General features: G+C 61.7%; 22 protein-coding genes and 1 other RNA gene. 5 read left to right on the forward strand and 18 right to left on the reverse strand.

All coding sequences use genetic code 11. From position 1 onward, the window contains the following. Positions 1-7 precede the first annotated feature (7 nt). The 5 genes from PDR5_RS23685 (at position 8) to PDR5_RS23705 (ending at position 5,681) form a co-directional block, all read left to right on the forward strand. Positions 8-685, forward strand: coding sequence for a heavy metal response regulator transcription factor (locus PDR5_RS23685; RefSeq protein WP_011335857.1), 678 nt, complete (start codon positions 8-10; stop codon positions 683-685). Beyond that, positions 675-2,039, forward strand: coding sequence for a heavy metal sensor histidine kinase (locus PDR5_RS23690; RefSeq protein ID WP_064599291.1), 1,365 nt, complete (start codon positions 675-677; stop codon positions 2,037-2,039). Before PDR5_RS23685 ends, PDR5_RS23690 begins: the two co-directional genes overlap by 11 nt. 294 nt (positions 2,040-2,333) lie before the next feature. Next, positions 2,334-2,555: a hypothetical protein gene (locus PDR5_RS23695; protein WP_039766234.1), complete on the forward strand. Its 222-nt coding sequence runs from the start codon at positions 2,334-2,336 to the stop codon at positions 2,553-2,555. A 195-nt stretch (positions 2,556-2,750) separates the two neighbouring features. Further along, positions 2,751-4,067, forward strand: a complete 1,317-nt coding sequence (locus PDR5_RS23700) for an OprD family porin (protein ID WP_064599293.1) — start codon at positions 2,751-2,753, stop codon at positions 4,065-4,067. 108 nt (positions 4,068-4,175) lie between these two features. Beyond that, the gene (locus PDR5_RS23705; protein ID WP_064599294.1) at positions 4,176-5,681 is read left to right on the forward strand and encodes a sensor domain-containing diguanylate cyclase; all 1,506 of its coding nucleotides are present in this window, start codon (positions 4,176-4,178) and stop codon (positions 5,679-5,681) included. 131 nt (positions 5,682-5,812) lie between these two features. On the opposite strand, the gene lpxC is transcribed toward PDR5_RS23705, so the two are convergent. The 18 genes from lpxC to rsmI all read right to left on the reverse strand — a co-directional run bounded on the left by lpxC (position 5,813) and on the right by rsmI (position 25,366). Continuing rightward, a complete protein-coding gene (gene lpxC, locus PDR5_RS23710) occupies positions 5,813-6,724 on the reverse strand; it encodes a UDP-3-O-acyl-N-acetylglucosamine deacetylase (RefSeq protein ID WP_007956752.1) in 912 nt (303 codons plus the stop codon). A gap of 112 nt (positions 6,725-6,836) precedes the next feature. Continuing rightward, the gene (gene ftsZ / locus PDR5_RS23715) at positions 6,837-8,033 is read right to left on the reverse strand and encodes a cell division protein FtsZ (RefSeq protein ID WP_007956754.1); all 1,197 of its coding nucleotides are present in this window, start codon (positions 8,031-8,033) and stop codon (positions 6,837-6,839) included. 67 nt (positions 8,034-8,100) lie between these two features. Then, positions 8,101-9,360: a cell division protein FtsA gene (ftsA, locus tag PDR5_RS23720; protein ID WP_007956755.1), complete on the reverse strand. Its 1,260-nt coding sequence runs from the start codon at positions 9,358-9,360 to the stop codon at positions 8,101-8,103. A gap of 15 nt (positions 9,361-9,375) precedes the next feature. Further along, positions 9,376-10,242, reverse strand: coding sequence for a cell division protein FtsQ/DivIB (locus tag PDR5_RS23725; protein WP_039766241.1), 867 nt, complete (start codon positions 10,240-10,242; stop codon positions 9,376-9,378). Positions 10,243-10,246: 4 nt separating this feature from the next. Continuing rightward, positions 10,247-11,221 (reverse strand): D-alanine--D-alanine ligase, encoded by a 975-nt coding sequence (locus PDR5_RS23730; protein ID WP_039766243.1) that lies wholly within the window; start codon positions 11,219-11,221, stop codon positions 10,247-10,249. Further along, entirely contained in the window at positions 11,218-12,678 is a 1,461-nt protein-coding gene (gene murC / locus PDR5_RS23735) for a UDP-N-acetylmuramate--L-alanine ligase (RefSeq protein ID WP_011335862.1), read from the reverse strand. Before murC ends, PDR5_RS23730 begins: the two co-directional genes overlap by 4 nt. Next, positions 12,671-13,741, reverse strand: coding sequence for an undecaprenyldiphospho-muramoylpentapeptide beta-N-acetylglucosaminyltransferase (murG, locus tag PDR5_RS23740; protein WP_039766246.1), 1,071 nt, complete (start codon positions 13,739-13,741; stop codon positions 12,671-12,673). Before murG ends, murC begins: the two co-directional genes overlap by 8 nt. Beyond that, complete coding sequence (gene ftsW, locus PDR5_RS23745; protein WP_039766247.1) at positions 13,731-14,948, reverse strand: putative lipid II flippase FtsW; 1,218 nt, start codon at positions 14,946-14,948, stop codon at positions 13,731-13,733. The genes murG and ftsW overlap by 11 nt, the downstream gene beginning before the upstream one ends. Next, a complete protein-coding gene (gene murD / locus PDR5_RS23750; RefSeq protein WP_064599297.1) occupies positions 14,945-16,291 on the reverse strand; it encodes a UDP-N-acetylmuramoyl-L-alanine--D-glutamate ligase in 1,347 nt (448 codons plus the stop codon). Before murD ends, ftsW begins: the two co-directional genes overlap by 4 nt. Positions 16,292-16,296: 5 nt before the next feature. Then, positions 16,297-17,379, reverse strand: coding sequence for a phospho-N-acetylmuramoyl-pentapeptide-transferase (gene mraY / locus PDR5_RS23755; RefSeq protein ID WP_007956769.1), 1,083 nt, complete (start codon positions 17,377-17,379; stop codon positions 16,297-16,299). Then, the gene (locus tag PDR5_RS23760; protein WP_064599300.1) at positions 17,379-18,746 is read right to left on the reverse strand and encodes a UDP-N-acetylmuramoyl-tripeptide--D-alanyl-D-alanine ligase; all 1,368 of its coding nucleotides are present in this window, start codon (positions 18,744-18,746) and stop codon (positions 17,379-17,381) included. The genes mraY and PDR5_RS23760 overlap by 1 nt, the downstream gene beginning before the upstream one ends. Then, the gene (locus PDR5_RS23765) at positions 18,739-20,202 is read right to left on the reverse strand and encodes a UDP-N-acetylmuramoyl-L-alanyl-D-glutamate--2,6-diaminopimelate ligase (RefSeq protein ID WP_064599303.1); all 1,464 of its coding nucleotides are present in this window, start codon (positions 20,200-20,202) and stop codon (positions 18,739-18,741) included. The genes PDR5_RS23760 and PDR5_RS23765 overlap by 8 nt, the downstream gene beginning before the upstream one ends. Beyond that, on the reverse strand, positions 20,202-21,941 hold the full coding sequence (locus PDR5_RS23770; protein ID WP_170844883.1) for a peptidoglycan D,D-transpeptidase FtsI family protein: 1,740 nt from the start codon (positions 21,939-21,941) through the stop codon (positions 20,202-20,204). Before PDR5_RS23770 ends, PDR5_RS23765 begins: the two co-directional genes overlap by 1 nt. Next, entirely contained in the window at positions 21,941-22,234 is a 294-nt protein-coding gene (gene ftsL / locus PDR5_RS23775; RefSeq protein WP_007956777.1) for a cell division protein FtsL, read from the reverse strand. Before ftsL ends, PDR5_RS23770 begins: the two co-directional genes overlap by 1 nt. Beyond that, a complete protein-coding gene (gene rsmH, locus PDR5_RS23780; protein ID WP_039766256.1) occupies positions 22,231-23,178 on the reverse strand; it encodes a 16S rRNA (cytosine(1402)-N(4))-methyltransferase RsmH in 948 nt (315 codons plus the stop codon). Before rsmH ends, ftsL begins: the two co-directional genes overlap by 4 nt. Beyond that, complete coding sequence (gene mraZ, locus PDR5_RS23785) at positions 23,175-23,630, reverse strand: division/cell wall cluster transcriptional repressor MraZ (protein WP_007917012.1); 456 nt, start codon at positions 23,628-23,630, stop codon at positions 23,175-23,177. Before mraZ ends, rsmH begins: the two co-directional genes overlap by 4 nt. Positions 23,631-24,033: 403 nt before the next feature. Next, positions 24,034-24,387: RNase P RNA component class A (gene rnpB, locus PDR5_RS23790), an RNA gene on the reverse strand. Between the two features lie 73 nt (positions 24,388-24,460). Continuing rightward, the gene (rsmI, locus tag PDR5_RS23795) at positions 24,461-25,366 is read right to left on the reverse strand and encodes a 16S rRNA (cytidine(1402)-2'-O)-methyltransferase (RefSeq protein ID WP_082934445.1); all 906 of its coding nucleotides are present in this window, start codon (positions 25,364-25,366) and stop codon (positions 24,461-24,463) included. Positions 25,367-25,421: the final 55 nt, after the last annotated feature.

Below are 25,421 nucleotides of genomic sequence, written 5' to 3' on the forward strand. Positions count from 1 at the left end.
GCGGGTCATGCGCGTTCTGATTATCGAAGACGAAGAGAAAACCGCGGACTACCTGCACCGCGGCCTGACGGAACAGGGCTACACCGTGGATCGGGCCCGCGACGGCGTCGAGGGCCTGCATCTGGCGCTGGAAAGCGACTACGCGGTGATCGTCCTCGACGTGATGCTGCCGGGCCTCGACGGCTTCGGCGTACTGCGCGCATTGCGTGCGCGCAAGCAGACGCCGGTGATCATGCTCACCGCCCGCGAGCGGGTCGAAGACCGAATCCGCGGCCTGCGCGATGGCGCCGACGATTACCTCGGCAAACCGTTCTCCTTCCTCGAACTGGTGGCGCGCCTGCAAGCGCTGACCCGGCGCAGTGGCGGCCATGAACCGGTGCAAGTGAGCATCGCCGACCTGTGGATCGATCTGATCAGCCGAAAGGCCACCCGCGCCGGGACGCGGCTGGATCTGACGGCGAAGGAGTTTTCCCTGCTCAGCGTGCTGGCCCGGCGTCAGGGCGAAATCCTCTCGAAGACCGCGATTGCGGAAATGGTCTGGGACATCAATTTCGACAGCGACGCCAACGTGGTCGAAGTCGCGATCAAGCGCCTGCGCGCCAAGCTCGACGGGCCGTTCGACGAGAAACTGCTGCACACCATCCGGGGCATGGGTTATGTGCTGGAGAGCCGTGGTGTCCAGTAACTCTATCGCGCTGCGCTTGAGCGGGATGTTCACGCTGGTGGCGCTGCTGGTGTTCCTGTTGATCGGCGGCGCGCTGTATCAACAAGTGGACAAAGGCCTGGGCCTGCTGCCGGAAGCGGAACTGGATGCACGTTACAGCGTGCTCGAATCGGCGCTCAACCGCTATGGCACCCCCGAGCACTGGGTGAAGATCAACACCAAGCTCAAGCTGCTCGGCGAAGAAGACAAGCGCATCCGGTTCTGGGTGGTCAGCGGCAATCCGGGCTATGAATTCGGCGAGCCCGATGTCTCGATCCGCGCGTTTGCCCAAGGCCCGCTGGGCATGCGCGACCTGCAACTGCCCGACCATCCCTATCCGCTGAAAGTGCTGCTCACCGAACTGCCGGCCAAGGATCAACGCCCGCCGCTGCGCTTCATGATCGGCATCGACACCGAGACCTTTCACCAGACCCAGCATCAGTTGCTGATCGCGCTGGTGAGTCTGGCGGTGATCGGCGTGCTACTGGCCTCGGCGTTGGGTTACTGGGTGGCGCGAATCGGCCTCAAACCGCTGATCAAACTGTCCCACGAAGCCCAGCGGCTGGCACCGCCGTTGCGGGCCGGGCGTCTGCGACTGTCGCCGTTGCCGCCGGAACTGGAGCAGTTCGTCGACTCGTTCAACTCGACGCTGGAGCGGGTTGAGCAAGCCTATTCGCGGCTCGAATCCTTCAACGCCGACGTCGCCCATGAACTGCGCTCGCCGCTGACCAACCTGATCGGCCAGACCCAGGTCGCCCTGACTCGCGGGCGCTCGGCCGAGCATTATTTCGAAGTGCTGCAATCCAACCTCGAAGAACTGGAACGCCTGCGTTCGATCATCAACGACATGCTGTTCCTGGCCAGCGCCGATCAGGGCAGTAAGGCCACCAAACTGACGTCGACTTCGTTGGCCGATGAAGTGGCGACCACTCTCGAATACCTCGATTTCATCCTTGAGGATGCGCAGGTCCAGGTTCGGGTAAGCGGCGATGCGCAGGTGCAGATCGAGATTGCTCATCTGCGCCGGGCCTTGATCAATCTGTTGAGCAACGCAGTGCAACACACCGCGCCGGGACAGGTGATCGAGGTGCAGATCACGGTCGAGGAACATCAGGTCAGCATCGGCGTGGCCAACCCCGGCTCACCGATTGCCAGCGAGCATTTGCCGCGCTTGTTCGAGCGCTTCTACCGGGTCGATGCGTCGCGCAGCAACAGCGGCAACAACCACGGATTGGGGCTGGCGATCGTCAAGGCGATTGCGCTGATGCATGGCGGTGATGTGTTTGTGCGCAGTGATCGCGGGATGAACACTTTCGGGATTTATTTGCCGGTCTGAAAAGCCCCTCACCCTAACCCTCTCCCCAAGGGAGAGGGGACTGACCGAGTTGTTCTTTCGAGTTACGCCGACCTGAAAAATCCAGTCGAACTCAGATTCTGAAAAGTCCCCAATCGGCTCCCTTTCCCCCTCGCCCCCTTGGGGGAGAGGGTTGGGCGGGCGGCGTTCCGATGAGGGGGTGACTTTTGCTTTTGCTGTAACAGTCATTTATGAAAATCACGCTGTTTCCCAACGCCCGGCAACCTTATCTTTGCCCGCACCAAACAGCACTTGCCAAGCAAGAAGGTTTTCAAGATGTCCAACAGTATGGGTATTGCCAGCGCTTTCGTTTTGTCCTCATTGATCCTGTCGCCGATGGCGATGGCTGAAGAATCTCAGACGTTTGTAGCGCAAAACGCCGCTCGCGCTCACGCATTCGAACAGCATCAGGCAGAAGTGATGGCCAAGGCTCAGGACGCTACGCAAGCCCCGCAGGCCTTAAATTCTCAGGCTCAAGCCTCCGAGAAAGACAGCTGAGTCGCGCACTGCGCAACGTTTCCCTCGACGCGGTTGTTTGGCTCTTCCCGTTCAACCGTCGTCCTTGCAGGCCGCTGATTTTCAGCGGCCTTTTTTCGTTGTGGTCTGAAAGCTGTCTGGTACGTCTTTAACAACTGGAATATCCCGCACCTCAAGACATTGAAGTGTCAGTTGACCCAAGGAGCTTTACCGCACGTGCGTTACCCAGTTCGCTTCACCCCGCTGTTCATTGCAATTGCCGCAACGATTGCCCCCGCCGCCCACGCTGCCGAAGCCGAGCAGCAAGGTTTCGTAGAAGGCTCGAGCCTGAACCTCAATGCCCGCAACTACTACATGAACCGCAACCGTCTGCAGCAGACGGACGACAACATCGAGTGGGGCCAGGGGTTTCTCGGCAAATTCGAGTCGGGCTACACCGAAGGCACGGTCGGCTTCGGCCTCGATGCCCACGCCATGCTCGGCCTGAAACTCGACGGTGGTGGCGGAACAGACAACTCCAGCATCCTGCCGGTCAGTGACGGCAGCGGCAAAGCGCCGGGGTCGTTCTCCACGGCGGGCGCCACCCTGAAAATGCGGGCGTTCGATACCGAGTTGAAGGCCGGCGACCTGTTCCTTGCCAACCCGGTGATCGCCGGTGGCGAGACGCGCATGCTGCCGCAGACCTTTCGCGGCCTCAGCCTGACCAACCACAGCTTCGACGGCTGGATGATCGAAGGTGGTCAGGCCAGTTTCACCAAACCCTACAACCAGAGCGGGCACAAACGCATCGGCACCTCTTATGGCACCCTCGCCGACGGCGACAAGAGCCAGCACCTGAACTGGGCCGGCGTGGCCTGGAGCGGTGTCGAAGGCCTGACCAGCAGCCTGTATGCCTCCGAGTTGAAGGACATCTGGAACCAGTACTACTACGACCTCGACTACACCTGGGCACTGAATGACCGGGTGACCCTCAACCCGGGCCTGCACTTCTATCACACCCAGGACACCGGCGACGCGCTGCTGGGCAACATCGACAACAACACCTACAGCCTGCATTTGACCGTGGGCATCGGCAGCCACAGCGTTACCGCCGCGTATCAGCGGGTCAACGGCAACACGCCGTTCGATTACATCAGCCAGGGCGACAGCGTCTACCTCGACAACTCGCAGCAGTACTCGGACTTCAACGGCCCGAACGAGCGCTCGTGGAAACTCAAGTACGCCTACGACTTCGCCGGCGTCGGTCTGCCGGGGCTGACCTCGGCACTGTCCTATTCGCGCGGCACGCTGGACCTGACCAAAGTCGATCCGGACAGCAAGGGTTACGCCTCGTGGTACAGCGCCGAGGGTCGCAACGCCAAACACTGGGAGCGCGACATCGACCTCAAATACGTGGTGCAGAGCGGTCAGGCCAAAGACCTGGCGGTATGCCTGCAATGGGCGACCAACCGCGGCGGCAACGGTTACGGCGCAATCGATACGGACACCGATGAATACCGTGTGATCATCGACTACCCGATCAACGTCTTCTAAGATCGGCACTGCGATAAAAGGCCAGCCTGACGCGCTGGCCTTTTTCTTGCCTGTGGCAGCGAGCGGGTACAACTACGCTTAGAAGAACCCCCAACCGAAAACCGGACCATGATCGCGAGCCGCACCCCTACCGTTCCCGGCACGACCGGACGCTCCGAGCTGCTGCTGATCTCAGGCAGCCTGCTGAGCGTGATCGCGATTGTCTGCATCGTCACGTTCCTGCTGATCCGTGAACGCGCCAACGCCCAGGAATCGGCCACCCGTGGCGCCACCACCATCGCCCAGTTGATCGACGCCGATGTACTGCGCACCGTCGAGCTGTATGACCTGACGCTGCAAGGGCTGATCGCCGCCGCCCAGCGTGACGACCTGAAAGACGTGTCGCCGCAGATCCGCCATCTGGCGTTGTTCGACCGCTCCACCACGGCGCGCTTCAAGGGCGACATCCTGTTGCTCGACAAGTATGGCGAGGTGATTGCCGACTCCTCGCGGGTCGATCCGCTGCCGGGCAATTTCGCCGACCGTGACTACTTCCTCGCCCACGCCTTCAACCGCGACACCGGCATGTTCATCAGCCGTCCGTTCAAACCCCGCTGCGACTGCGATGACGCGGACCAGTGGCGGATCAGTTTCAGTCGGCGCATTTCTTCAGACACCGGTGAGTTTCTGGGCGTGGCCGTGGCGTCGATGAAGCTCGATTACTTCGATCAGTTGTTCAACAGCCTCGACATCGGCATCGACAGCACTCTCAACATCATCAACAACGACGGCATCCTGCTGGCGCAGAAGCCTTATCTGCAGAGCGACTCGATCGGCAAGAGCTTTGCCGCCCGGCCCAATGTGGTGCGGATTCTGCGCGACAACAACGGCAATGGCAGTTTCAACAGCATTTCGAGCATGGATTATCAGCAACGGCTGTACACCTATTCGCGGGTCGGCAATCTGCCGCTGACGGTAATCGTTGCCCTGTCCAGCGAGGAAGTGTTCGGCGCGTGGCGACGCACGGCGATCCTGATCAGCGGCGCTACCGGCGTGTTGTGTGCCGGTCTGCTGTGGCTGACCTGGCTGCTGGCCCGGGAGCTGCGCCTGCGTCAGCGGGCCGAACATGAACTGGCACAACTCGCCGCAACTGATGCCCTGACCGGGGTCGCCAACCGGCGGATGCTCGATCAGTCACTGCGCCACGAGTGGTTCCGCGCCCAGCGCTCGGGCAAGCCGCTTTCATTGCTGATGATCGACGCCGACCACTTCAAGGCCTTCAATGACCGCCACGGGCATCAGGCCGGAGATCAGGCGTTGCGTGAACTGGCCAGGGTGATCACCGCCAATGTGCGGCGTCCGGCGGATCTGGTGGCTCGGTATGGCGGTGAGGAGTTTTCGGTGATCCTCGCGGAAACCGACAGTGCCGGGGCGCAGCAGATCGCCGAACACATTCGTACAGCGGTGGAGCAATTGCCAAGCCTGAATCAAGACCAGTCACCGATGACCGTGAGCGTCGGTATCAGTACCTGGACGGCGACGAGCGAAATCAGTCTGGAGCAGCTGTTGTTCGCGGCAGACAAGGCGTTGTATCAGGCCAAGGAAGGTGGGCGAAACCGGGTCGTCGTCGCCTGATGGGTGTTTTGGCCTTTCTGGCCTAATCGCTGGCTTGCCAGCGATTAGGCCGGTACAGCCAATGCAAAACCTGCGGGCATAAAAAAAGGCCACCCAAAGGTGGCCTTCAAAAAACTAGAGAGGTTTTTTACTTACACCGCCGCAACCGGGCGCATGTAAGAGATTGGTGCAGTGCTGGCGTCTTCGAACGTCACGACTTCCCAGGCATCTTTCTGCTCAATCAACTTGCGCAGCAGCTGGTTGTTCAGTGCGTGGCCGGACTTGAAGCCCTTGAACTCACCAATCAGGCTGTTGCCCAGCAGGTACAGGTCGCCAATCGCATCGAGGATCTTGTGCTTCACGAATTCGTCTTCGTAGCGAAGGCCGTCTTCGTTCAGTACGCCATCGGCATCGACCACGATCGCGTTTTCCACGCTACCGCCGAGTGCGAGGTTGTGCTTGCGCAGGTACTCGATGTCACTCATGAAACCGAAAGTACGGGCGCGGCTGACTTCTTTTACGAACGAAGTGCTGGAAAAATCCACGCTTGCACTCTGGGTGCGGTCCCGGAAAACCGGGTGATCGAAATCGATCTCGAAGCTCACCTTGAACCCTTCGAAAGGGACGAAAGTGGCGCGCTTGTCGCCGTCTTCCACTGTCACTTCACGCAGGATGCGGATGAATTTCTTGGCGGCGTCCTGTTCTTCCAGGCCAGCCGATTGAATCAGGAATACGAAAGGTCCTGCGCTGCCATCCATGATCGGGACTTCAGACGCGGAGAGCTCGACGTAGGCGTTATCGATGCCCAGGCCAGCCATGGCCGAGAGCAAGTGCTCCACCGTGTCTACCTTCACGTCACCGTTGACCAGCGTCGTCGACATGGTTGTCTCGCCGACGTTGGCCGCGCGAGCCGGTATCTCGACAACCGGATCGAGATCGGCACGACGAAAGACGATCCCGGTGTCGACAGGTGCAGGCTTGAGGGTCAGGTAAACCTTCTCCCCGGAGTGCAGACCTACACCGGTGGCACGGATAATATTTTTCAGTGTGCGTTGTTTAATCATGGCATGGGCCGCTTCAGCGCAAATTGCGAACTGGTATCAACAAAGGCTGGCGATGATAGCAGACCGAGCCTTTGCTGAACACCAATCACCTGAATACCCCTGATACATTTCATCAATCGGCCTGACGACGCAGGAAAGCCGGGATGTCCAGGTAGTCCAGGTCATCTTGCGGATTCATCTTCGCGGCAGTTGCAGCACCGGCCTGAGCCTGGTTGCGCATGACGGTCGGACGGTCCAGGTCACGGTAATTCACCGCTGGCTGCTCCTGACGAGCGGGTGCCGGTTGCTGTACCTGAGCAGCGGCCATCGAGGTGTGAACGGTGTTGTCGATGACCTTCACAGGCTTCTCGATTTTCGCGCCCAGACCGGTGGCAACCACGGTCACGTGCAGTTCGTCGCGCATGTCCGGATCGATAACGGTACCGACCTTGACCATCGCGTGCTCGGAAGCGAAGGCTTCGATGATCGAACCCACATCGGAGTACTCACCCAGGGACAGGTCAGGACCGGCAGTGATGTTCACCAGGATGCCGCGTGCGCCTTGCAGGTTCACGTCTTCCAGCAGCGGGTTGCGGATGGCCGCTTCAGTGGCTTCACGTGCACGGTTCGGACCGCTGGCGCAGCCAGTGCCCATCATCGCCATGCCCATTTCGCTCATCACGGTACGTACGTCGGCGAAGTCGACGTTGATCATGCCCGGACGCTTGATGATGTCGGAGATACCGCGAACGGCACCGGCCAGTACATCGTCAGCCTTGGCGAAAGCCGACAGCAGGCTTGCGTCCTTGCCGAGGATGGTCAGCAGTTTTTCGTTCGGAATGGTGATCAGCGAGTCGACGCTTTCCGAGAGCATGCGGATGCCTTCGTCGGCGATCTGCATACGCTTGCGGCCTTCGAACGGGAACGGACGAGTCACGACCGCAACGGTCAGGATGCCCATTTCCTTGGCCACTTCGGCGATGATCGGCGCCGCACCGGTACCGGTACCGCCGCCCATGCCGGTGGTGATGAACACCATGTTGGTGCCGGCCAGCACTTCAGCGATGCGCTCGCGATCTTCCAGCGCAGCCTGACGGCCGACTTCCGGGTTGGCGCCGGCGCCCAGGCCTTTGGTCACGCCGGTGCCCAGTTGCAGAATGGTGCGCGCGCCGATGTTTTTCAGCGCTTGAGCATCGGTGTTGGCGCAGATGAATTCCACGCCTTCGATGTTGCTCTTGACCATGTGATTGACAGCGTTGCCGCCGCCACCGCCAACACCGATAACTTTGATTACCGGGCTTGCGGGGATGTTGTCTACGAGTTCGAACATTTTCCCTCTCCTTACATTCTCTAGTTTTTTCGCCTACTGCTGTTTGTTGCGGTGCTGCGGTAAAGCATTAGAAGTTGCCTTGAACCCACTTCTTCAAACGGTCCAGCAACGGCGCCTGCGGCTCATCGTTGCTGTAGCTGTCGCGGCTGCCGATGCCCGAGAACGAGATCCCGTCGGACTGCTTTTGCAGGCCGTACATCAACAAGCCAACGCCAGTGGAATAAATCGGGTTGCGTACCACGTCATCCAGACCTTTCACGCCGTGCGGCACGCCCAGGCGGACCGGCATGTGGAAGATTTCTTCCGCCAGTTCCGTGGCGCCTTCCATCTTCGAGGTACCACCGGTCAGCACGATGCCGGCCGGGATCAGGTCTTCATAGCCGCTGCGACGCAGCTCGGCCTGGATCAGGGTGAAGAGTTCGTCGTAACGCGGCTCGACCACTTCGGCCAGGGCCTGACGGGACAGTTCGCGCGGCGGACGGTCGCCGACGCTCGGCACTTTGATGGTCTCGCCGGCACCGGCCAGTTTGGCCAGGGCGCAGGCGTAGCGGATCTTGATCTCTTCGGCGTACTGGGTCGGGGTGCGCAACGCCATGGCGATATCGTTGGTCACCTGGTCTCCCGCAATCGGGATCACCGCCGTATGGCGGATCGCGCCTTCGGTAAAGATCGCGATGTCGGTGGTGCCGCCGCCGATGTCGACCAGGCACACGCCCAGCTCTTTTTCGTCGTCGGTCAGGACCGAGTAGGCCGAGGCCAGTTGCTCGAGAATGATGTCGTCGATTTCCAGACCGCAGCGACGCACGCATTTCTCAATGTTCTGTGCGGCGTTGACGGCGCAGGTGACCACGTGAACCTTGGCTTCCAGACGCACGCCGGACATGCCCAGCGGCTCGCGCACGCCTTCCTGGTTATCGATCACGTAATCCTGCGGCAGGGTGTGCAGCACACGCTGGTCGGCCGGGATCGCCACCGCCTGGGCGGCGTCGAGTACGCGCTCCAGGTCAGCCGAGCTGACTTCGCGATCACGAATCGCCACGATGCCGTGGGAGTTCAGGCTGCGAATGTGATTGCCCGCCACGCCGACGAACGCCGAGTGAATGCGGCAGCCCGCCATCAGTTGGGCTTCTTCGATCGCGCGCTGGATCGACTGCACGGTGGACTCGATGTTGACCACCACGCCTTTCTTCAGGCCGCGGGACGGATGAGTGCCGATCCCGACGATTTCCAGCGAGCCGTCGTCCGCAACCTCGCCGACCAGCGCCACCACCTTGGAGGTGCCGATATCGAGACCGACGATCATTTTGCCGCTTTGCACGTTTGCCATGGGTCCTGCCTCTTCTTAATTCTTTGCGACAGCGGGTTGGGCTGTCGTCGGCGCTACTGGTTCCCGCCAGCCAACAGCGAGGCCGTTGGCGTAGCGCAGATCGATGCGCGCAATGTTCGTAATCTGTTCTTTGAGCGTCTTGTCATAGATGGCAATGAAGCGGCGCATCTTTTCCACCAGGTTGCCGCGTCCCAGCAGCAGCTCGATCCCGGGGCCGGAACTGCCGGCACCGGTGGTCAGGAACCAGCTGCCACGTTCACGCAGCTCGAGCCGCGCAATCGAGAAGCCCAATGGCCGGAGCATCTGGCTCAGCACCTGGTATTGCTGCATCACTTGCTGCTGGGCCCGCTGTGGACCGAACAGCTGCGGCAGGTGTTCGTAGTTCGCCAGTTCCTTGGGCGTGAACGCCTGGCCCTGGTTGTTGAGCAACGACTCGTCGCCCCAACGGGCCACCGGCAGTTGCTCTTCGAGGCGGATCACCACCTGGTCCGGCCACACTCGACGTACTTCGGCGTGGGCGATCCACGGCATCTGCTCAAGCTCCGTGCGCATGCTCGCCAGGTCGATGGTGAAGAAGCTCGACGCCACATACGGGGCGATCCGCTGCTGCACCGCTTGCTGACTGATGTAACTCAGGTCGCCCTGCACCGCGATCTTGGTGATTGGCCGGTCGGCGTACGGCAGCAGACGCTGTGCGCCTTCGTAAGTGCCGAACCCCAGAGCCACCAGCAGCACCGGCCAGAACAGACCTTTCAAAAAGCCGAAGTTGGCTTTTGGCAGGCGCGCGGACATCGGCTCTTTGGCCACCATTCGGCTGGCACCCCGCGGCACCGGCTTGCGGCCGGGGGCGGGTGGCTGATGTCTGAGATGAGCGCCTTGCATGGTCTTAACCTCGCGCCTCTTTCTTGCCATCGGCATCGACACTGGCGGCCAGAATGGCCAGGACCAGTTGCTGGAAATCCAGACCGGCCGCTTTCGCCGCCATCGGTACCAGGCTGTGATCGGTCATGCCGGGAGCGGTGTTGACTTCCAGGAACCAGAACTTGCCGTCGGCGTCCTGCATCACGTCCGCCCGGCCCCAACCGGCAATACCCAGCGCCTCGCAGGCTTGCGCCGTGAGGTCCATGAGTTCTTTTTCCTTGGCGGCATCGAGCCCGCACGGAATCCGATACTGGGTATCGTTGGCGATGTACTTGGCGTCGTAGTCGTAGAACGTGTGCGGCGTACCCAGGGCGATAGGAGGCAACACCTGGTCACGCAGGGTGGCGATGGTGAACTCGGGACCGTGGATCCATTGCTCGACCAACACTTGCGAATCGTAGGTACTGGCCGCCTTCCATGCGTCGATCAACTCGGACGCGGAAGTCACTTTGGCCATCCCGATACTTGAACCTTCATGCGCCGGTTTGACGATCAAAGGGAAGCCCAGTTCCGTCGCTGCCGAAATACAATCGGCCTCGCTGCGCAGCACGGCGTGACGTGGCGTCGGAATCCCGAGCGTGTGCCAGACCTGCTTGGTGCGCAGTTTGTCCATCGCCAGTGCCGAAGCCAGGATGCCACTGCCGGTGTACGGAATGCCGGCCACTTCGAGCAGGCCCTGCATGCTGCCGTCTTCACCGCCGCGACCGTGGAGGATGATGAACGCGCGGTCGATCTTCTCGCTCAGCAGGCGCTGCAGGATATCGGCGCCGACGTCAATGCCGAACGCGTCCACACCCGCGCTTTGCAGCGCACTGAGCACGGCATTGCCGGACTTCAGCGAGACTTCACGCTCGGCACTCAGGCCACCGAACAGCACGGCCACACGGCCGAAATCCTTCGGGGCGATGGTGGAGAACAGGTTGGCGTAGGCAGCAGTCATTTCAACTTCCCCTCGACCGATGCCGCCACGGCACCGGCGAACAACTCGCTTTTCAACAGTTTCGGTGCGAGGCCGCCGATGTCACCGGCGCCCTGGCACAGCAGAATGTCGCCGGCACGCAGCAACGGCTTGACCAGCGGCGCCAGATCGACGCCGCGCTCGATGTAGATCGGATCGAGCTGACCGCGCTGGCGGATGCTGTTGCACAGCTTGCGGCTGTCCGCGCCCGGAATCGGCTCTTCGCCGGCCGGATAAACTTCCATCAGCAGCAGCACGTTGGCGTCGGCCAGGACATTGACGAAATCGTCGTACAGGTCACGGGTGCGGCTGTAACGGTGCGGCTGGTAGACCATCACCAGACGGCGCTCCGGCCAGCCACCGCGCACGGCTTTGATGACTGCTGCAACTTCGGTCGGGTGGTGACCGTAGTCGTCGACCAGCATCACATTGCCGCCGTCCACCGGCAGTTCGCCGTAGACCTGGAAGCGTCGGCCGACACCCTGGAACCCGGACAGGCCCTGGACGATGGCTTCATCGCTGACGCCTTCGTCGGTGGCGATGCAGATGGTCGCCAGGGAGTTGAGCACGTTGTGGTTGCCCGGCATGTTCACGGACACATCAAGAGGCTCGCGATCAGGGCGCAGCACGGTAAAGAAGGTCTGCATGCCCTGCTGACGAACATTGATCGCGCGCACGTCGGCGTCTTCGCTGAAGCCATAGGTCACGGTCGGACGCTTGACCAGCGGCAGGATTTCACGCACCACCGGATCGTCCAGGCACATCACCGCCAGCCCGTAGAACGGCAGGTTGTGCAGGAACTCGACGAAGGTTTTCTTCAGTTTGTTGAAGTCACCGTCGTAGGTCGCCATGTGGTCGGCGTCGATGTTGGTGACCACGGCCACCAGCGGTTGCAGGTGCAGGAAGCTCGCGTCGCTTTCATCGGCCTCGGCGATCAGGTAACGGCTGGTGCCGAGCTGGGCATTGGTGCCCGCGGCGTTCAGACGGCCACCGATGACGAAGGTCGGATCCAGGCCACCGGCGGCGAACACCGAAGCGATCAGGCTGGTGGTGGTGGTCTTGCCGTGGGTACCGGCGACGGCGATGCCGTGGCGGTAGCGCATCAGCTCGGCGAGCATTTCGGCACGCGGCACCACCGGGATGCGGCGTTCCAGCGCAGTCGCGACTTCCGGGTTGGAGGTGTTGACGGCGCTCGACACCACCAGCACATCGGCGGCAGCGGCGTTCTCGGCACGGTGGCCGATGAAGATCTGCGCACCGAAGGATTCCAGGCGCTCGGTCACCGGTGAAGCTTTCAGATCCGAACCGGACACTTCATAGCCCAGGTTCAGCAGCACTTCAGCAATACCGCACATGCCCACGCCGCCGATGCCGACGAAGTGGATGCGACGGATGCGGCGCATTTCCGGTTGCGGCATGGCTTTCTGATTCTCAACCATGGGCCACCTCCAGACAGGTATCGACCACGCTGCGGGTGGCTTCGGGTTTCGCCAGACGGCGGGCCGCTTGGGCCATTTGTTCGAGTCGTTGCGGTTGCATCAAGACCTCTGTCAGGCGCGCGGCAAGGTCCGCGGCACCAGTCGTTCTTTGCGGCATCAGGAAGGCAGCGCCTTCGCGGGCCAAATAATCGGCGTTGCGGGTCTGGTGATCGTCGATCGCGTGGGGCAAGGGCACCAGCATCGAGGGCAGACCGGCGGCGGCCAGTTCGCTGATGGTCAATGCGCCGGCGCGGCACACCACCAGGTCAGCCCAGCCATAGGCCTGGGCCATGTCTTTGATGAACGGCTGCACCTGCGCGTCCACGCCGGCGGCGCGGTAGCGCTCTGCAGTCACTTCATCGTGGTTTCTGCCGGCCTGATGGAACACTTCCGGACGCAAGTCGGCAGCGACTTGTGCCAGGGCTTCAGGCAGCAACTTGTTCAACGGCTCTGCGCCCAGGCTTCCGCCCAGGATCAGCAAACGCGCCTTGCGTCCGGCCAGGGCCGGGCGCGGTGTTTCGAGGAACAGCTCGCTGCGCACCGGGTTACCGGTGGTACGGCGGCTGTCCGACAGGGTAAAGGTGTCGGGGAACGCTTCACACACCCGGGCGGCGAACGGCACCAGCAACCGATTGGCGGTGCCGGCCACGGCGTTCTGTTCATGAACGATCACCGGCACGCCGGCCAGTTTGGCGGCAAGACCACCGGGGCCGGTCACATAGCCGCCGAATCCGACCACGCACACCGGACGCAAGCGGCGAATGATCGCCCGCGCCTGCCACACCGATTTCAGCAGCATGAACGGCGCCTTGAGCAGCGAAAGCTTGCCCTTGCCACGCAGGCCAGTGGCGTTGATGCGGTGCAGTTCAATACCTGCCGCCGGCACCAGATCGTTCTCGATCCCGCGCGGCGTCCCGAGCCAGTGCACGGTGTAGCCGCGCGCCTGGAATTCGCGGGCACAGGCCAGCGCCGGGAACACGTGGCCACCGGTGCCGCCGGCCATGATCAATACGTTAGCGCCCATGGTTCGGCTCCTCGGCGAAGTCGCTCTCATGGAATTCCATCTCTTCACTGCCCAGGTGGGTCCGGCTCTCCCACTCGATCCTCAGCAACAGGCCAAGGCAGGCGCAGCAGATCACCAGGGAACTGCCGCCATAACTGAGGAACGGCAAGGTCAGGCCCTTGGTCGGCAACAGGCCGACGTTCACGCCGATGTTGATCAGGAACTGGCCGATCCACAGGAACGACAGGCCGTAGGCAACATAAGCGGCAAAAAACTGTTTGGCCTTCTCGGCCCACAGACCGATGTACATGCCGCGAATACACACGAACACGAACAGCGCCACGGTGCACAGCGAGCCCACGGCGCCGAGCTCTTCGGCGAGAACCGAGAACACGAAGTCGGTGTGCGCTTCCGGCAGGTAGAACTGTTTCTGCACGCTGTTGCCCAGACCAACACCAAGCCATTCACCGCGACCGAACGCGATCAAGGCTTGCGACAATTGATAACCGGCGCCGAACTGGTCGGCCCACGGGTCGGCGAAGTTGGTCAGACGCGCCATCCGGTACGGCTGCATCTGAATCAGCAACACCACCGCACCGACGGCCAGCACCACCATGAGCGAGAACCGAAACAGCCCGACCCCGCCGAGGAACAGCATCGCCGCCGCAGCGCCCATCATCACGACGGTGGCACCGAAGTCCGGCTCCATCAGCAGCAGGCCCGCCATCGGCAGCAGCACGATGAATGGCTTGAAGAAGCCCATCCAGCTCTCGCGCACCTCTTTCTGGCGACGCACCAGGTAACCGGCGAGGTAGATCACCACGAACACCTTGGCGATCTCGGACGGCTGTACGTTGAAGAAGCTGAAACCGATCCAGCGCATCGAACCGTTCACCTCACGGCCGATCCCCGGGATGATCACCATCACCAGCAGACCGAACGCACCGATCAGCATCATCCAGCCGAGGCGCTGCCAGGTGGCGATCGGGATCATCATGGTGACGATGCAGGCACCGAGGCCCAGCACCACGTAGATCAGGTGACGGGTCATGTAATAAAGAGCACTGCCCGACTGCGCCGCGCCGACTTCTGTCGATGCCGAGGCGATCATGATCAAGCCCAGGCCGAGCAGCGCCAGGCAACCGGCGAGCATCGGGAAGTCGAGGTCGATTCCGCGTCCGGTAATGAGCGGCGACGGATATGGCTTGATGATGTTTCTCAAGCTCATGCCAGATCCTCCACGGCGCGGACGAACTGGTGACCACGGTCTTCGTAGTTCTTGAACATGTCGAAACTGGCGCAGGCCGGCGACAGCAGCACCACGTCACCCGGCTGGGCGGCGGCGCGGCATTGGGCGACCGCGTCGACCAGCGTGGTCGCACGAATCAGCGGTACGGCATCGCCGATCGCTTCGCCGATCTTGTCGGAGTCGCGACCCATCAGGATCACGGCGCGGCAGTGGGACGCCACCGGATCGCGCAGGTCTTTGAAGTCGGCACCCTTGCCGTCGCCACCGGCGATCAGCACGACCTTGCCGTCGATGTCCGCGCCCAGGCCTTCGATGGCGGCCAGCGCAGCGCCGACGTTGGTGGCCTTGGAATCGTTGTAGTAACCGACGCCGTCCAGATCACGTACCCACTGGCAACGGTGTTCGAGACCGGCGAAGGTGCGCAGCGCCGCCAGCATGGCGTCGAACGGCAGCCCGACCGCGTGGCCGAGTGCCAGCGCCGCCAGGGCGTTGGACTGGTTGTGGGCGCCGCGAATCTTCAACTCGCGCACCGGCATCAGGTTCTGGAATTCGAAGGCCAGGTATTTCTCGCCATTCTCTTCGCGCAGGCCGAACGCCTTGAAATCCGGTTTGGTCAGGCCGAAGGTCCAGCACGGCTGGCCCTCGCCCATCAGCGGACGGGTCAAGGCGTCCTGGCGGTTGACCACGAACTGCTTCGCACCCCGGAAGATCCGGTGCTTGGCCAGGTGGTAGGCCGGCAGACCGCTGTAGCGATCCATGTGGTCTTCGCTGATGTTGAGCACGGTCGCCACTTCGGCGTTGAGCTGGTCGGTGGTTTCCAGCTGGAAGCTCGACAGCTCCATCACGTACAGCTCGACGTCATCGCTGAGCAGATCCAGCGCCGGCGTACCGAGGTTGCCGCCCACGGCCACGCGCTTGCCGGCCGCAGCCGCCATCTCGCCGACCAGGGTGGTGACGGTGCTTTTCGCATTGGAACCGCTGATGGCCACGATCGGCGCCTTCGCGTTGCGCGCGAACAGCTCGATGTCGCCGGACAGCTTCACGCCACGGGCCGCGGCGGCTTGCAGGGCCGGGGTCGCCAGCGCCAGGCCGGGGCTCACGTAGAGCTCGTCGGCACGGCACAGGAATTCGACGTCCAGCTCGCCACAACGCACTTCCACGTGCGGATAGTCACGCTGGAGCGTGGCCAGTTCCGGTGGATTTTCCCGCGTATCGGCCACAGCAAACGCCACGCCCCGGTTCGCCAGGAAGCGAACCAGGGACATGCCGCTCTTGCCGAGGCCGACAACGATGCGGAAGTGGTCAGAAGCGATCAGAGACACTCGTTCTACCTCAGCTTCAGGGTGGCAAGGCCGATCAGCACGAGAATCACGGTGATGATCCAGAAACGGACGATCACGCGCGGCTCGGGCCAGCCCTTGAGTTCAAAGTGGTGGTGAATCGGTGCCATGCGGAACACACGGCGACCGGTCAGCTTAAAGGAGGCAACCTGAATGACGACTGACAGGGTTTCCATCACGAACACACCGCCCATGATGAACAGGACGATTTCCTGACGGACGATCACCGCGATGGTGCCCAGGGCCGCGCCCAGCGCCAGTGCGCCGACGTCGCCCATGAAGACTTGTGCCGGGTAGGTGTTGAACCACAGGAAGCCCAGGCCGGCACCGATCAGTGCGCCGCAGAACACGATCAACTCGCCTGCGCCCGGTACGTAAGGAATCAGCAGGTATTCCGCGAATTTCACGTTACCCGACAGGTAACAGAAGATGCCCAGACCACCGCCCACCATCACTGTCGGCATGATCGCCAGACCGTCGAGGCCGTCGGTGAGGTTGACCGCGTTGCTCGAGCCAACGATCACAAAGTACGTCAGCACGATGAAACCCGCGCCCAGCGGAATGCTGTAGTCCTTGAGCATCGGCAGGATCAGGGTGGTTTCCACCGGAGTGCTGGCAGTCATATAAAGGAAGATCGCCGCACCGAGGCCGAACACCGACTGCCAGAAATATTTCCAGCGGCTCGGCAGGCCACGGGAGTTCTTCTCGATCACCTTGCGGTAGTCGTCGACCCAGCCGATGGCGCCGAACAGCAGGGTCACCAGCAGCACGACCCACACGTAGCGGTTGCTCAGGTCAGCCCACAGCAGAGTGCTGACTCCGATCGAAGACAGAATCAGCGCACCGCCCATGGTCGGCGTACCGGATTTGGACAGGTGCGATTGCGGGCCGTCGTTACGAACGGACTGGCCGATCTGACGGTTCTGCAGGGTGCGGATCATCCACGGGCCGTAGCACAGCGACAAGACCAGCGCGGTCAGCACACCGAGGATCCCGCGCAGGGTCAGGTACTGGAAGACCGCGAAGCCTTTGTAGAACTGTTGCAGATACTCCGCTAGCAGCAGCAGCATTAATGTTTCTCCAGACTGGACCCGCACAAGGCCGCAACGATGTTTTCCATCGCTGCGCTGCGCGAACCCTTGATCAAAATGGTGGTGTTTGTGTCCTGCTCGGCGCCGAGGGCCTGGATCAGTTCGGCTTGTGTGCCGAAGTGCTGCGCCTCTTCACCGAATGCGTTCACGGCGTGGACCATGTTCGGCCCGACAGCGTAAAGCGCGGAAACCTTGCCCCGGGCGTATTCGCCCACGTCGCGGTGCCCCTGCTCGGCCCAGTCGCCCAACTCGCCGATATCCCCGAGCACCAGAACGGTGCGACCGGAAAAGCCGGCGAGTATATCAACGGCCGCGCACATCGAGGTGGGGTTCGCGTTGTAAGTGTCATCGATCACGCGCATGCCGTTTTTCGCCAGTTGCGCGACGGTGCGACCCTTGACCGGTTGTACCGCGCCAAGCCCGGTGGCAATGCCGAACAGCGACACGCCCAAGGCGTGAGCGGCAGCGGCGGCGGCCATGGCGTTGGCGACGTTGTGGGTGCCGAGCAGGTTCAGTTGAACCCGTTCCATACCTTCAGGAGTGTGAAGGTTGAACGCCGGGCAACCACGGGCATCGGTGGCCAGGTCGCTGGCGTAAAAATCCGCCTGAGTGTTGCTCAGGGCAAACGTCAGCATCTTGCGCGCGCCGGCGCGGGTTTTCCAGATACCAAACGCCTTGTCATCGAGGTTCAGCACGGCGACGCCATCGGCCGCCAGCCCGTCGATGATCTCGCCCTTGGCTTCGACAATTTTTTCCGGACCGCCGAACTCACCGACGTGGGCGGTCCCGGCGTTGTTGAGGATCGCTACGTGCGGCTTGGTCAGCCCTACGGTGTAGGCGATTTCACCCAGACGCGAGGCGCCCAGTTCGATCACCGCCGCGCTGTGTTCCGGGGCGAGTTCGAGCAGGGTCAGCGGCGCACCCAGATCGTTATTCAGGTTGCCACGGGTCGCCAGCACCGGACCGCGTGTGCGCAGGATGCTTGCGAGCATTTCCTTGACCGTGGTCTTGCCACTGGAGCCGGTAACCGCAGCGACCGGTTTGGTGAACGCGGCACGGTTCAAGGCACCCAGCTGGCCGAGCGCCTGGCGAGTGTCCTTGACCAGCAATTGCGGCAGCGTGCTGTCGGCGACTTCGCGCTCGACCAATGCAGCAACGGCGCCTTTGGCGGCGACTTCATTCAGATAGTCATGACCGTCGAAACGCGGGCCGGTCAGGGCGATAAACAGTTGGCCAGCCTTGATCGCGCGGCTGTCGATGCTCACGCCGTCAAAACTGGCGTCGGCGCTGATCAGGCGGGCGTCGAGCGCGCTGGTCAGCTCGCTGAGTTTCAGGGCCTTAAGCATGGGCCACCTCCCACGCGGTCAGGGCGTGATCCGCCTCGACCAGATCAGAGAATGCATGGCGCTCGCCGTTGATTTCCTGATAGTCCTCGTGACCTTTGCCGGCCAGAACGATCACGTCATCCGCCGAAGCGCCGGCAATCAGTTGCGCGATGGCCTGGCCACGACCGGCCACGAACGTCACCTTGTCCACAGCCGTGAAGCCGGCGCGGATATCATCGAAAATCACCGCCGGGTCTTCGGTGCGCGGATTGTCATCGGTGACCAGCACGCGGTCGGCCAGACGCTCGACCACTTCAGCCATCAACGGACGCTTGCCGCGATCGCGATCACCGCCGCAGCCGAACAGACACAGCAATTGGCCTTTGACATGCGGGCGCAGTGCGGTCAGCACTTTTTCCAGGGCATCCGGAGTGTGGGCGTAATCGACCACCACCAGTGGCTGAGTGCCGCCGCCGAGACGCTGCATGCGTCCGGCCGGGCCTTCGAGTTTCGGCAGCACCTTGAGGATTTCGTCGAGGGCGTAGTCGAGACCGAGCAATGCACCGACGGCGGCCAGTACGTTGCTCAGGTTGAAACGGCCCAGCAGCGTGCTGCGCAAATGGTGTTCGCCCTGCGGCGTGACCAGTGTGGCACGCGCGCCTTCGTCGTCGAACTGCGCTTCACGCACATAGAGATAGGCGCTGCTGTCGAGCAGGCTGTAAGTGATCAAACGTGACTCGCGCTTTTCAGCGGCCAGTTGCCGGCCGAAATCGTCGTCGAGATTGACCACGCGGCACTTCAGGTCATTCCAGGCGAACAGCCGGGCCTTTGCCTCGGCGTACGCTTCCATGGTGCCGTGGTAATCGAGGTGATCACGGGACAGGTTGGTCATCACTGCCACATCGAATGCCAGCGCGGTAACCCGGCCTTGATCCAGACCGTGGGACGAGACTTCCATGGCCACGGCTTTGGCGCCGGCCTTTTTCAGGTCGCCCAAGGTCGCTTGCATGGCAATCGGATTCGGCGTGGTGTGCAGGCCGCTTTGCAGCGCGCCATGAAAACCGGAGCCGAGGGTGCCGACGATGCCGCAATGCTGGCCGAGCAAGTCCAGCGCCTGCGCCACCAACTGGGTCACGCTGGTCTTGCCGTTGGTGCCGGTCACGCCGATCAGGTTCAGGTGATGACTCGGCTCACCGTAAAAACGCCCGGCGATGTCAGACAGTTGCGCCGCCAGGCCCTTGACCGGAATCAGCGGAACTTCGGTGATCGGCAGCACGGTGGCGCCTTCCACTTCATAGGCCACCGCAGCAGCACCGCGCTGCAAGGCGTCGGCGATGTGCGCACGCCCGTCGAACTTGCCGCCCGGCACCGCGAGGAACAGATCACCCGCGCGTACATTGCGACTGTCGAGCGCCAGTTCACGGATCAACAGATCATGGCCGGCGTGGGGGAAAATCTTGTTCAGACTCAGAGACATCAGCCGCGCCCTCCATTGGCTTTCAGCGGAACGACCGGGGTGGCGTTGGCCTGTTGTGTGGTCGGCAGGTTGTCCGGGGTGACGTTCATCAGGCGCAGGGTGCCCGACATCACGCGGCTGAACACCGGCGCCGAGACCAGACCACCGAAGTAACCGGCCTTGGTCGGTTCATCGATCACCACAACGATTGCATAACGTGGATCGCTCATCGGGCCGAAACCGGCGAACAGCGAGCGGTAAGAGTTTTCGGCGTAGCCCTTGGTGCCGACCGATGTCTTACGCGCGGTACCGGACTTGCCGCCCACGTGATACGCCGGCACCTGCGCACGGAACACGCCGCGCGGGGCTTCGATCACTTGTTGCAGCATGCCTTGCATGGTTTTGGCGACGGCTTCCGGCAGCACCTGGGTGGTCTGCGGTGCCTTGTCGGTTTTGATCAGGGTAAGTGGTGCCAGGCGACCGTTGTTGGCCAGCGCCGAGAACGCGTGCACCAGCTGGATCGCGGTCACCGAGATACCGTAGCCGTAGGACAGCGTCGCGGTCTCGGCCTTGCGCCACTCGCGGTAGTTCGGCAGGTTGCCGACACGTTCGCCCGGGAAGCCGAGGCCGGTGTCCTGGCCGAGGCCGACTTTCTGTGCGAGGCGGAAAATGGTTTCGCCGCCGATGTCGAACGCGACCTTACTCATGCCGACGTTACTGGAATTGATCAGAATGCCGGTCAGGTCGAGCACCGGACCTTCGGTCTTCGATACGTCCTTGATCGTGTATTTGCCGATCTGCAGGGAGCCCGGATACACCTCGACGGTGTCGCTCGGTTTCCAGCGGCCGGTTTCGATCGCGGCGCTCATCGAGATTGCTTTCATGGTCGAACCGGGTTCGAACACATCGATCATCGCGCGGTTACGCATCATCGCCGGTTGCAGGTTGCGACGGTTGTTCGGGTTGTAGGTCGGCTGGTTGACCATGGCGAGAATCTCGCCGGTCTTCACGTCCATGATCACCAGACTGCCGGCTTTCGCACCGTTCTCAATGATCGCGTTGCGCAGTTCGCGGTTGGCCAGGTATTGCAGGCGCAGGTCAATCGACAACGCCAAGGGCTTGCCGGCCTTGGCGTTTTTGGTGACCTGGACATCCTTGATCAGCCGTCCACGCCGATCCTTGATGACTTGCCGCTTGCCGGGTACGCCGGCCAGCCATTCGTCGTAGGCCAGTTCGACACCTTCACGACCGTGGTCATCGATGTCGGTGAACCCGACCATGTGCGCGGTGACTTCACCGGCCGGGTAGAACCGGCGGAACTCTTCGATGCCGTAGACGCCCGGCACTTTCAGGTCGAGCACGGCCTGGCCCTGCTCGGGGGTCAACCCGCGCACCAGATAAATGAATTCCTTGTTGGCCTGGGCTTCGAGGCGTTCGGCCAAGGCTTTAGGATCCTGCCCCAGCGCGGCAGCCAGCGCCGGCCACTTCTCTTTGGCGGTCTGCATTTCCTTGGCATTCGCCCAGAGCGTGGTCACCGGGGTACTCACGGCCAAAGGCTCGCCGTTACGGTCGGTGATCAGACCACGGTGAGCCGGAATCGGAATGTGCCGAAGACTGCGCGCGTCGCCCTGGCCTTTGAGGAAGTCTCGGTCAACCACTTGCAGGTCGATGATGCGCCAGCAGATGGCCGCGACCATCACGCCGAGCAGTGCCACCATCAGACGGAAGCGCCACGGGAAAAGAGCCCCCTCGAGTTTCATCATGGCGCCACCATCTTCACGTCAGCCGCGCCGGGGATGTGCATCTTCAGTTGTTCGGTGGCCAGTACTTCGATCCGGCTGTGGGCGGTCCAGGTGCTTTGCTCCAGGATCAGGCGCCCCCATTCGGCCTGCGCCTTGTCGCGCACGCTCAGTTCGTTGTAAAGGGTGTTGAGCAACTGCCGGTTCCAGTGGGCGCTGTAAGACACGCCGATGGCCGACACGAGCACACCGATGAACAACAGCAGCATGAAAAAGCTGCCGCCGGGCAGTGGCTTGGCGAAAAGCTTGCTCACCGCAGCTTCTCCGCGACTCGCATGACGGCGCTTCGGGAACGTGGGTTGGCTTTGAGTTCGGCGTCGGAGGCCGTCTGCGCTTTGCCATGGACTTTGATTTTCGGTTCGAACGCAACGTGGCGAACCGGCAGGTTGCGCGGCAGGTTGTCGGCTTCGCCTTTCACCAGCTTGCGCATGAACAGTTTGACGATACGGTCTTCCAGCGAGTGGAAGCTGATCACGACCAGACGACCGCCCACTTCCAGGCATTCGAGCGCGGCTTCAAGACCCGCTTCCAGATCGCCCAGTTCGTTGTTGACGTGAATGCGCAGGCCTTGGAAGGCACGGGTTGCAGGGTTCTTGCCCTTTTCCCACGCCGGGTTGGCGACTTTCAGCACTTCGGCCAGATCGGCGGTGCGCTCGAACGGCGTAATGTCACGACGCTCGGCCACGGCACGGGCCATGCGACCAGAGAAGCGTTCTTCGCCGTATTCCTTGAAAACTCGGGCGATTTCTTCCACCGGCGCGGTATTGACGAACTCGGCGGCGCTGATGCCACGGGACGGATCCATGCGCATGTCCAGCGGACCGTCGTTGAGGAAGCTGAAGCCGCGCTCGGCATCATCGAGCTGCGGCGAAGACACGCCCAGATCCAGCAGAATGCCGCTGACTTTGCCGGCCAGACCTTGTTCGGCAACCACCGAACCGAGCTCGGCAAAGCTGCGCTGCACAACGACAAAGCGGCCGTCTTCGGCCGCTAGCGTTTGCCCGGTGGCAATCGCTTGAGGATCCTTGTCGAATCCGATGAGCCGACCATCCGGCCCGAGCTTGCTCAGGATCAACCGGCTGTGCCCGCCGCGACCGAACGTGCCGTCCAGATAGCAGCCATCAGGACGTACGGCGAGAGCCTCGACGGCTTCGTCAAGCAGTACGGTGATGTGGTTAAAGCCGCTATCAATAGTCACAGGATCAGATCACGCAGTTCGTCAGGCATGGCGCCCGGTTGTTGTATGGCAGCCAGGTCAGCGGCAGAAACCGCGTTCCAGGCATCTTCGTCCCACAGTTGGAACTTGTTCAGTTGGCCCACCAGCATCGCGCGCTTGTCGAGCTTCGCGTATTCGCGCAGGCGCGGCGGCACCAGGAAACGACCACTGCCGTCGAGCTCGAGGTCAACGGCATTACCAATCAATAAACGTTGCAGACGACGGTTCTCTTCGCGAAGCGAAGGAAGCGCGCGCAACTTGGTTTCAATAATTTCCCACTCATCGAGCGGGTAGACACACAAACATGGATCAACGGCATCAATGGTCACGATCAACTGGCCGGAGCTGCGCGAATCGAGCTCGTCACGGTACCGGCTCGGCATGGCGAGACGGCCCTTTGCATCGAGACTGATAGCGTTAGCTCCGCGAAACACGTCTGCGTTTCTCCAATTTTTATCGTTTTGAGCTCAAAAAACCCACTTCATGCCACTTTCCGCCACTTGCGCACACTATAGGAATGCGCCCACCACACCGTCAAGGCGCGGATTAAAGGAAAACCCTTACAGAACGGAGATTTAGGAGCATAAAAGGAGGAGCAACGAGAATCTGGCGGATGCTTTTATCCAATAACTTGAAGCAGCACTGAAAGCTGCGCTCGAAAGTTAAAGTAATTTGTTAAGAGTAAGATTTTTTCGGTATTACAAAAGCGCTTCTGCTGTTGATTGAAGCAAGGTGGGAAATGGCTATTACTGCGTTTGCCGCTGCCAGGTTTCCAGCGCAGGCCTGCTGATAATAAACAGCCCTGTCGCCTTTAATTCAAGCAGGGAAAAGAAAAAGGTGGAGAGTCGATCTGTAAGCCGGGTTCTGTCTTGAACAGTCATTCGTCTACGATGGCCATCACTGGACATCTTTAGCAACCTACCCGGTCCCAGCGCGGGCCACGCCTTGGGACCCTATTTGGTCTTGCTCCAAGTGGGGTTTACCTAGCCACGAACTGTTGCCAGACGTGCGGTGCGCTCTTACCGCACCTTTTCACCCTTACCGGCGCCGAAGCGCTTAGGCGGTTATTTTCTGTGGCACTTTCCGTAGGCTCACGCCTCCCAGGCATTACCTGGCACTTCGCCCTATGGAGCCCGGACTTTCCTCCCCCCCCTAATTTTCATAGAGGGCAGCGACTGTCCGATCGACTCTCCGCCGCGCAGGTTAACGGCAGAGCGGCCGAAGAACAAGCGCTAATAGCCCGCAAACCGGTCTGCGCGACGGGTTACGCGCCTTTTTGCTGATCCAGTGCCACTTGGTACAACACGTTTTTGCGCTCACCGGTGATTTGCGCTGCCAGGGCCGCTGCACGCTTGAGCGGCATCTCTTCCAGCAACAGATTGAGGATGCGCATCGCCTCACTGCTGACGGCGTCTTCGGATTCCGGCGCGGTCCAGCCCGCCACCACCACGACGCATTCGCCGCGCTGCTGATTACTGTCCGCCTCGACGAACGCCCGCAACTCGCTCAACGGCAATCCCTTGAGGGTTTCAAAAGTCTTGGTGATCTCACGAGCGAGCAATGCAGGACGATCAGCGCCGAACACCGCCTCCATATCCTGCAGGCATTCAAGAATGCGATGCGGTGCCTCGTAGAAAATCAGCGTGCGCGGTTCTTCCTTGATCGCTTCCAGGCGCGCTTTGCGCCCCACGGCCTTGGCCGGCAAAAAGCCTTCGAAGATAAAACGGTCGGACGGCAGACCGGCAGCCGACAACGCCGCGATCAATGCGCACGCACCTGGCACCGGCACCACATTGATCCCCGCAGCACGCGCCTGACGTACCAGGTGATAACCGGGATCGGAAATCAGCGGCGTACCGGCATCGGAAATCAGCGCGACGTTGTCTCCTGCCAGAAGACGGGTGATGAAACGACTGCCTTCGTCCCGCTCATTGTGCTCATGACAGGCTGCCAGCGGCGTGGTAATGCCGAAGTGCTGCATCAGGCGTTGGGAGTGGCGCGTATCTTCGGCGGCGATCAGCGCCACCTCGCGCAGGATCTTCAACGCCCGGGCGCTGATGTCATCCAGGTTGCCGATGGGCGTCGCCACCACATAAAGCGAGCCCGCAGCGGAATTCAAAGGACCTGGAGCAGTCAAAGCGCACACCTCATGATCGGTAAAAGCCGCCATTGTAGCGCGTCGTGCGCCGGACGATGCGTCCGGGTCGGACACGGTTTGTCGCACC

The sequence above is a fragment of the Pseudomonas sp. DR 5-09 genome (assembly GCF_001655595.1).
Lineage (GTDB): Bacteria > Pseudomonadota > Gammaproteobacteria > Pseudomonadales > Pseudomonadaceae > Aquipseudomonas > Aquipseudomonas pharyngis.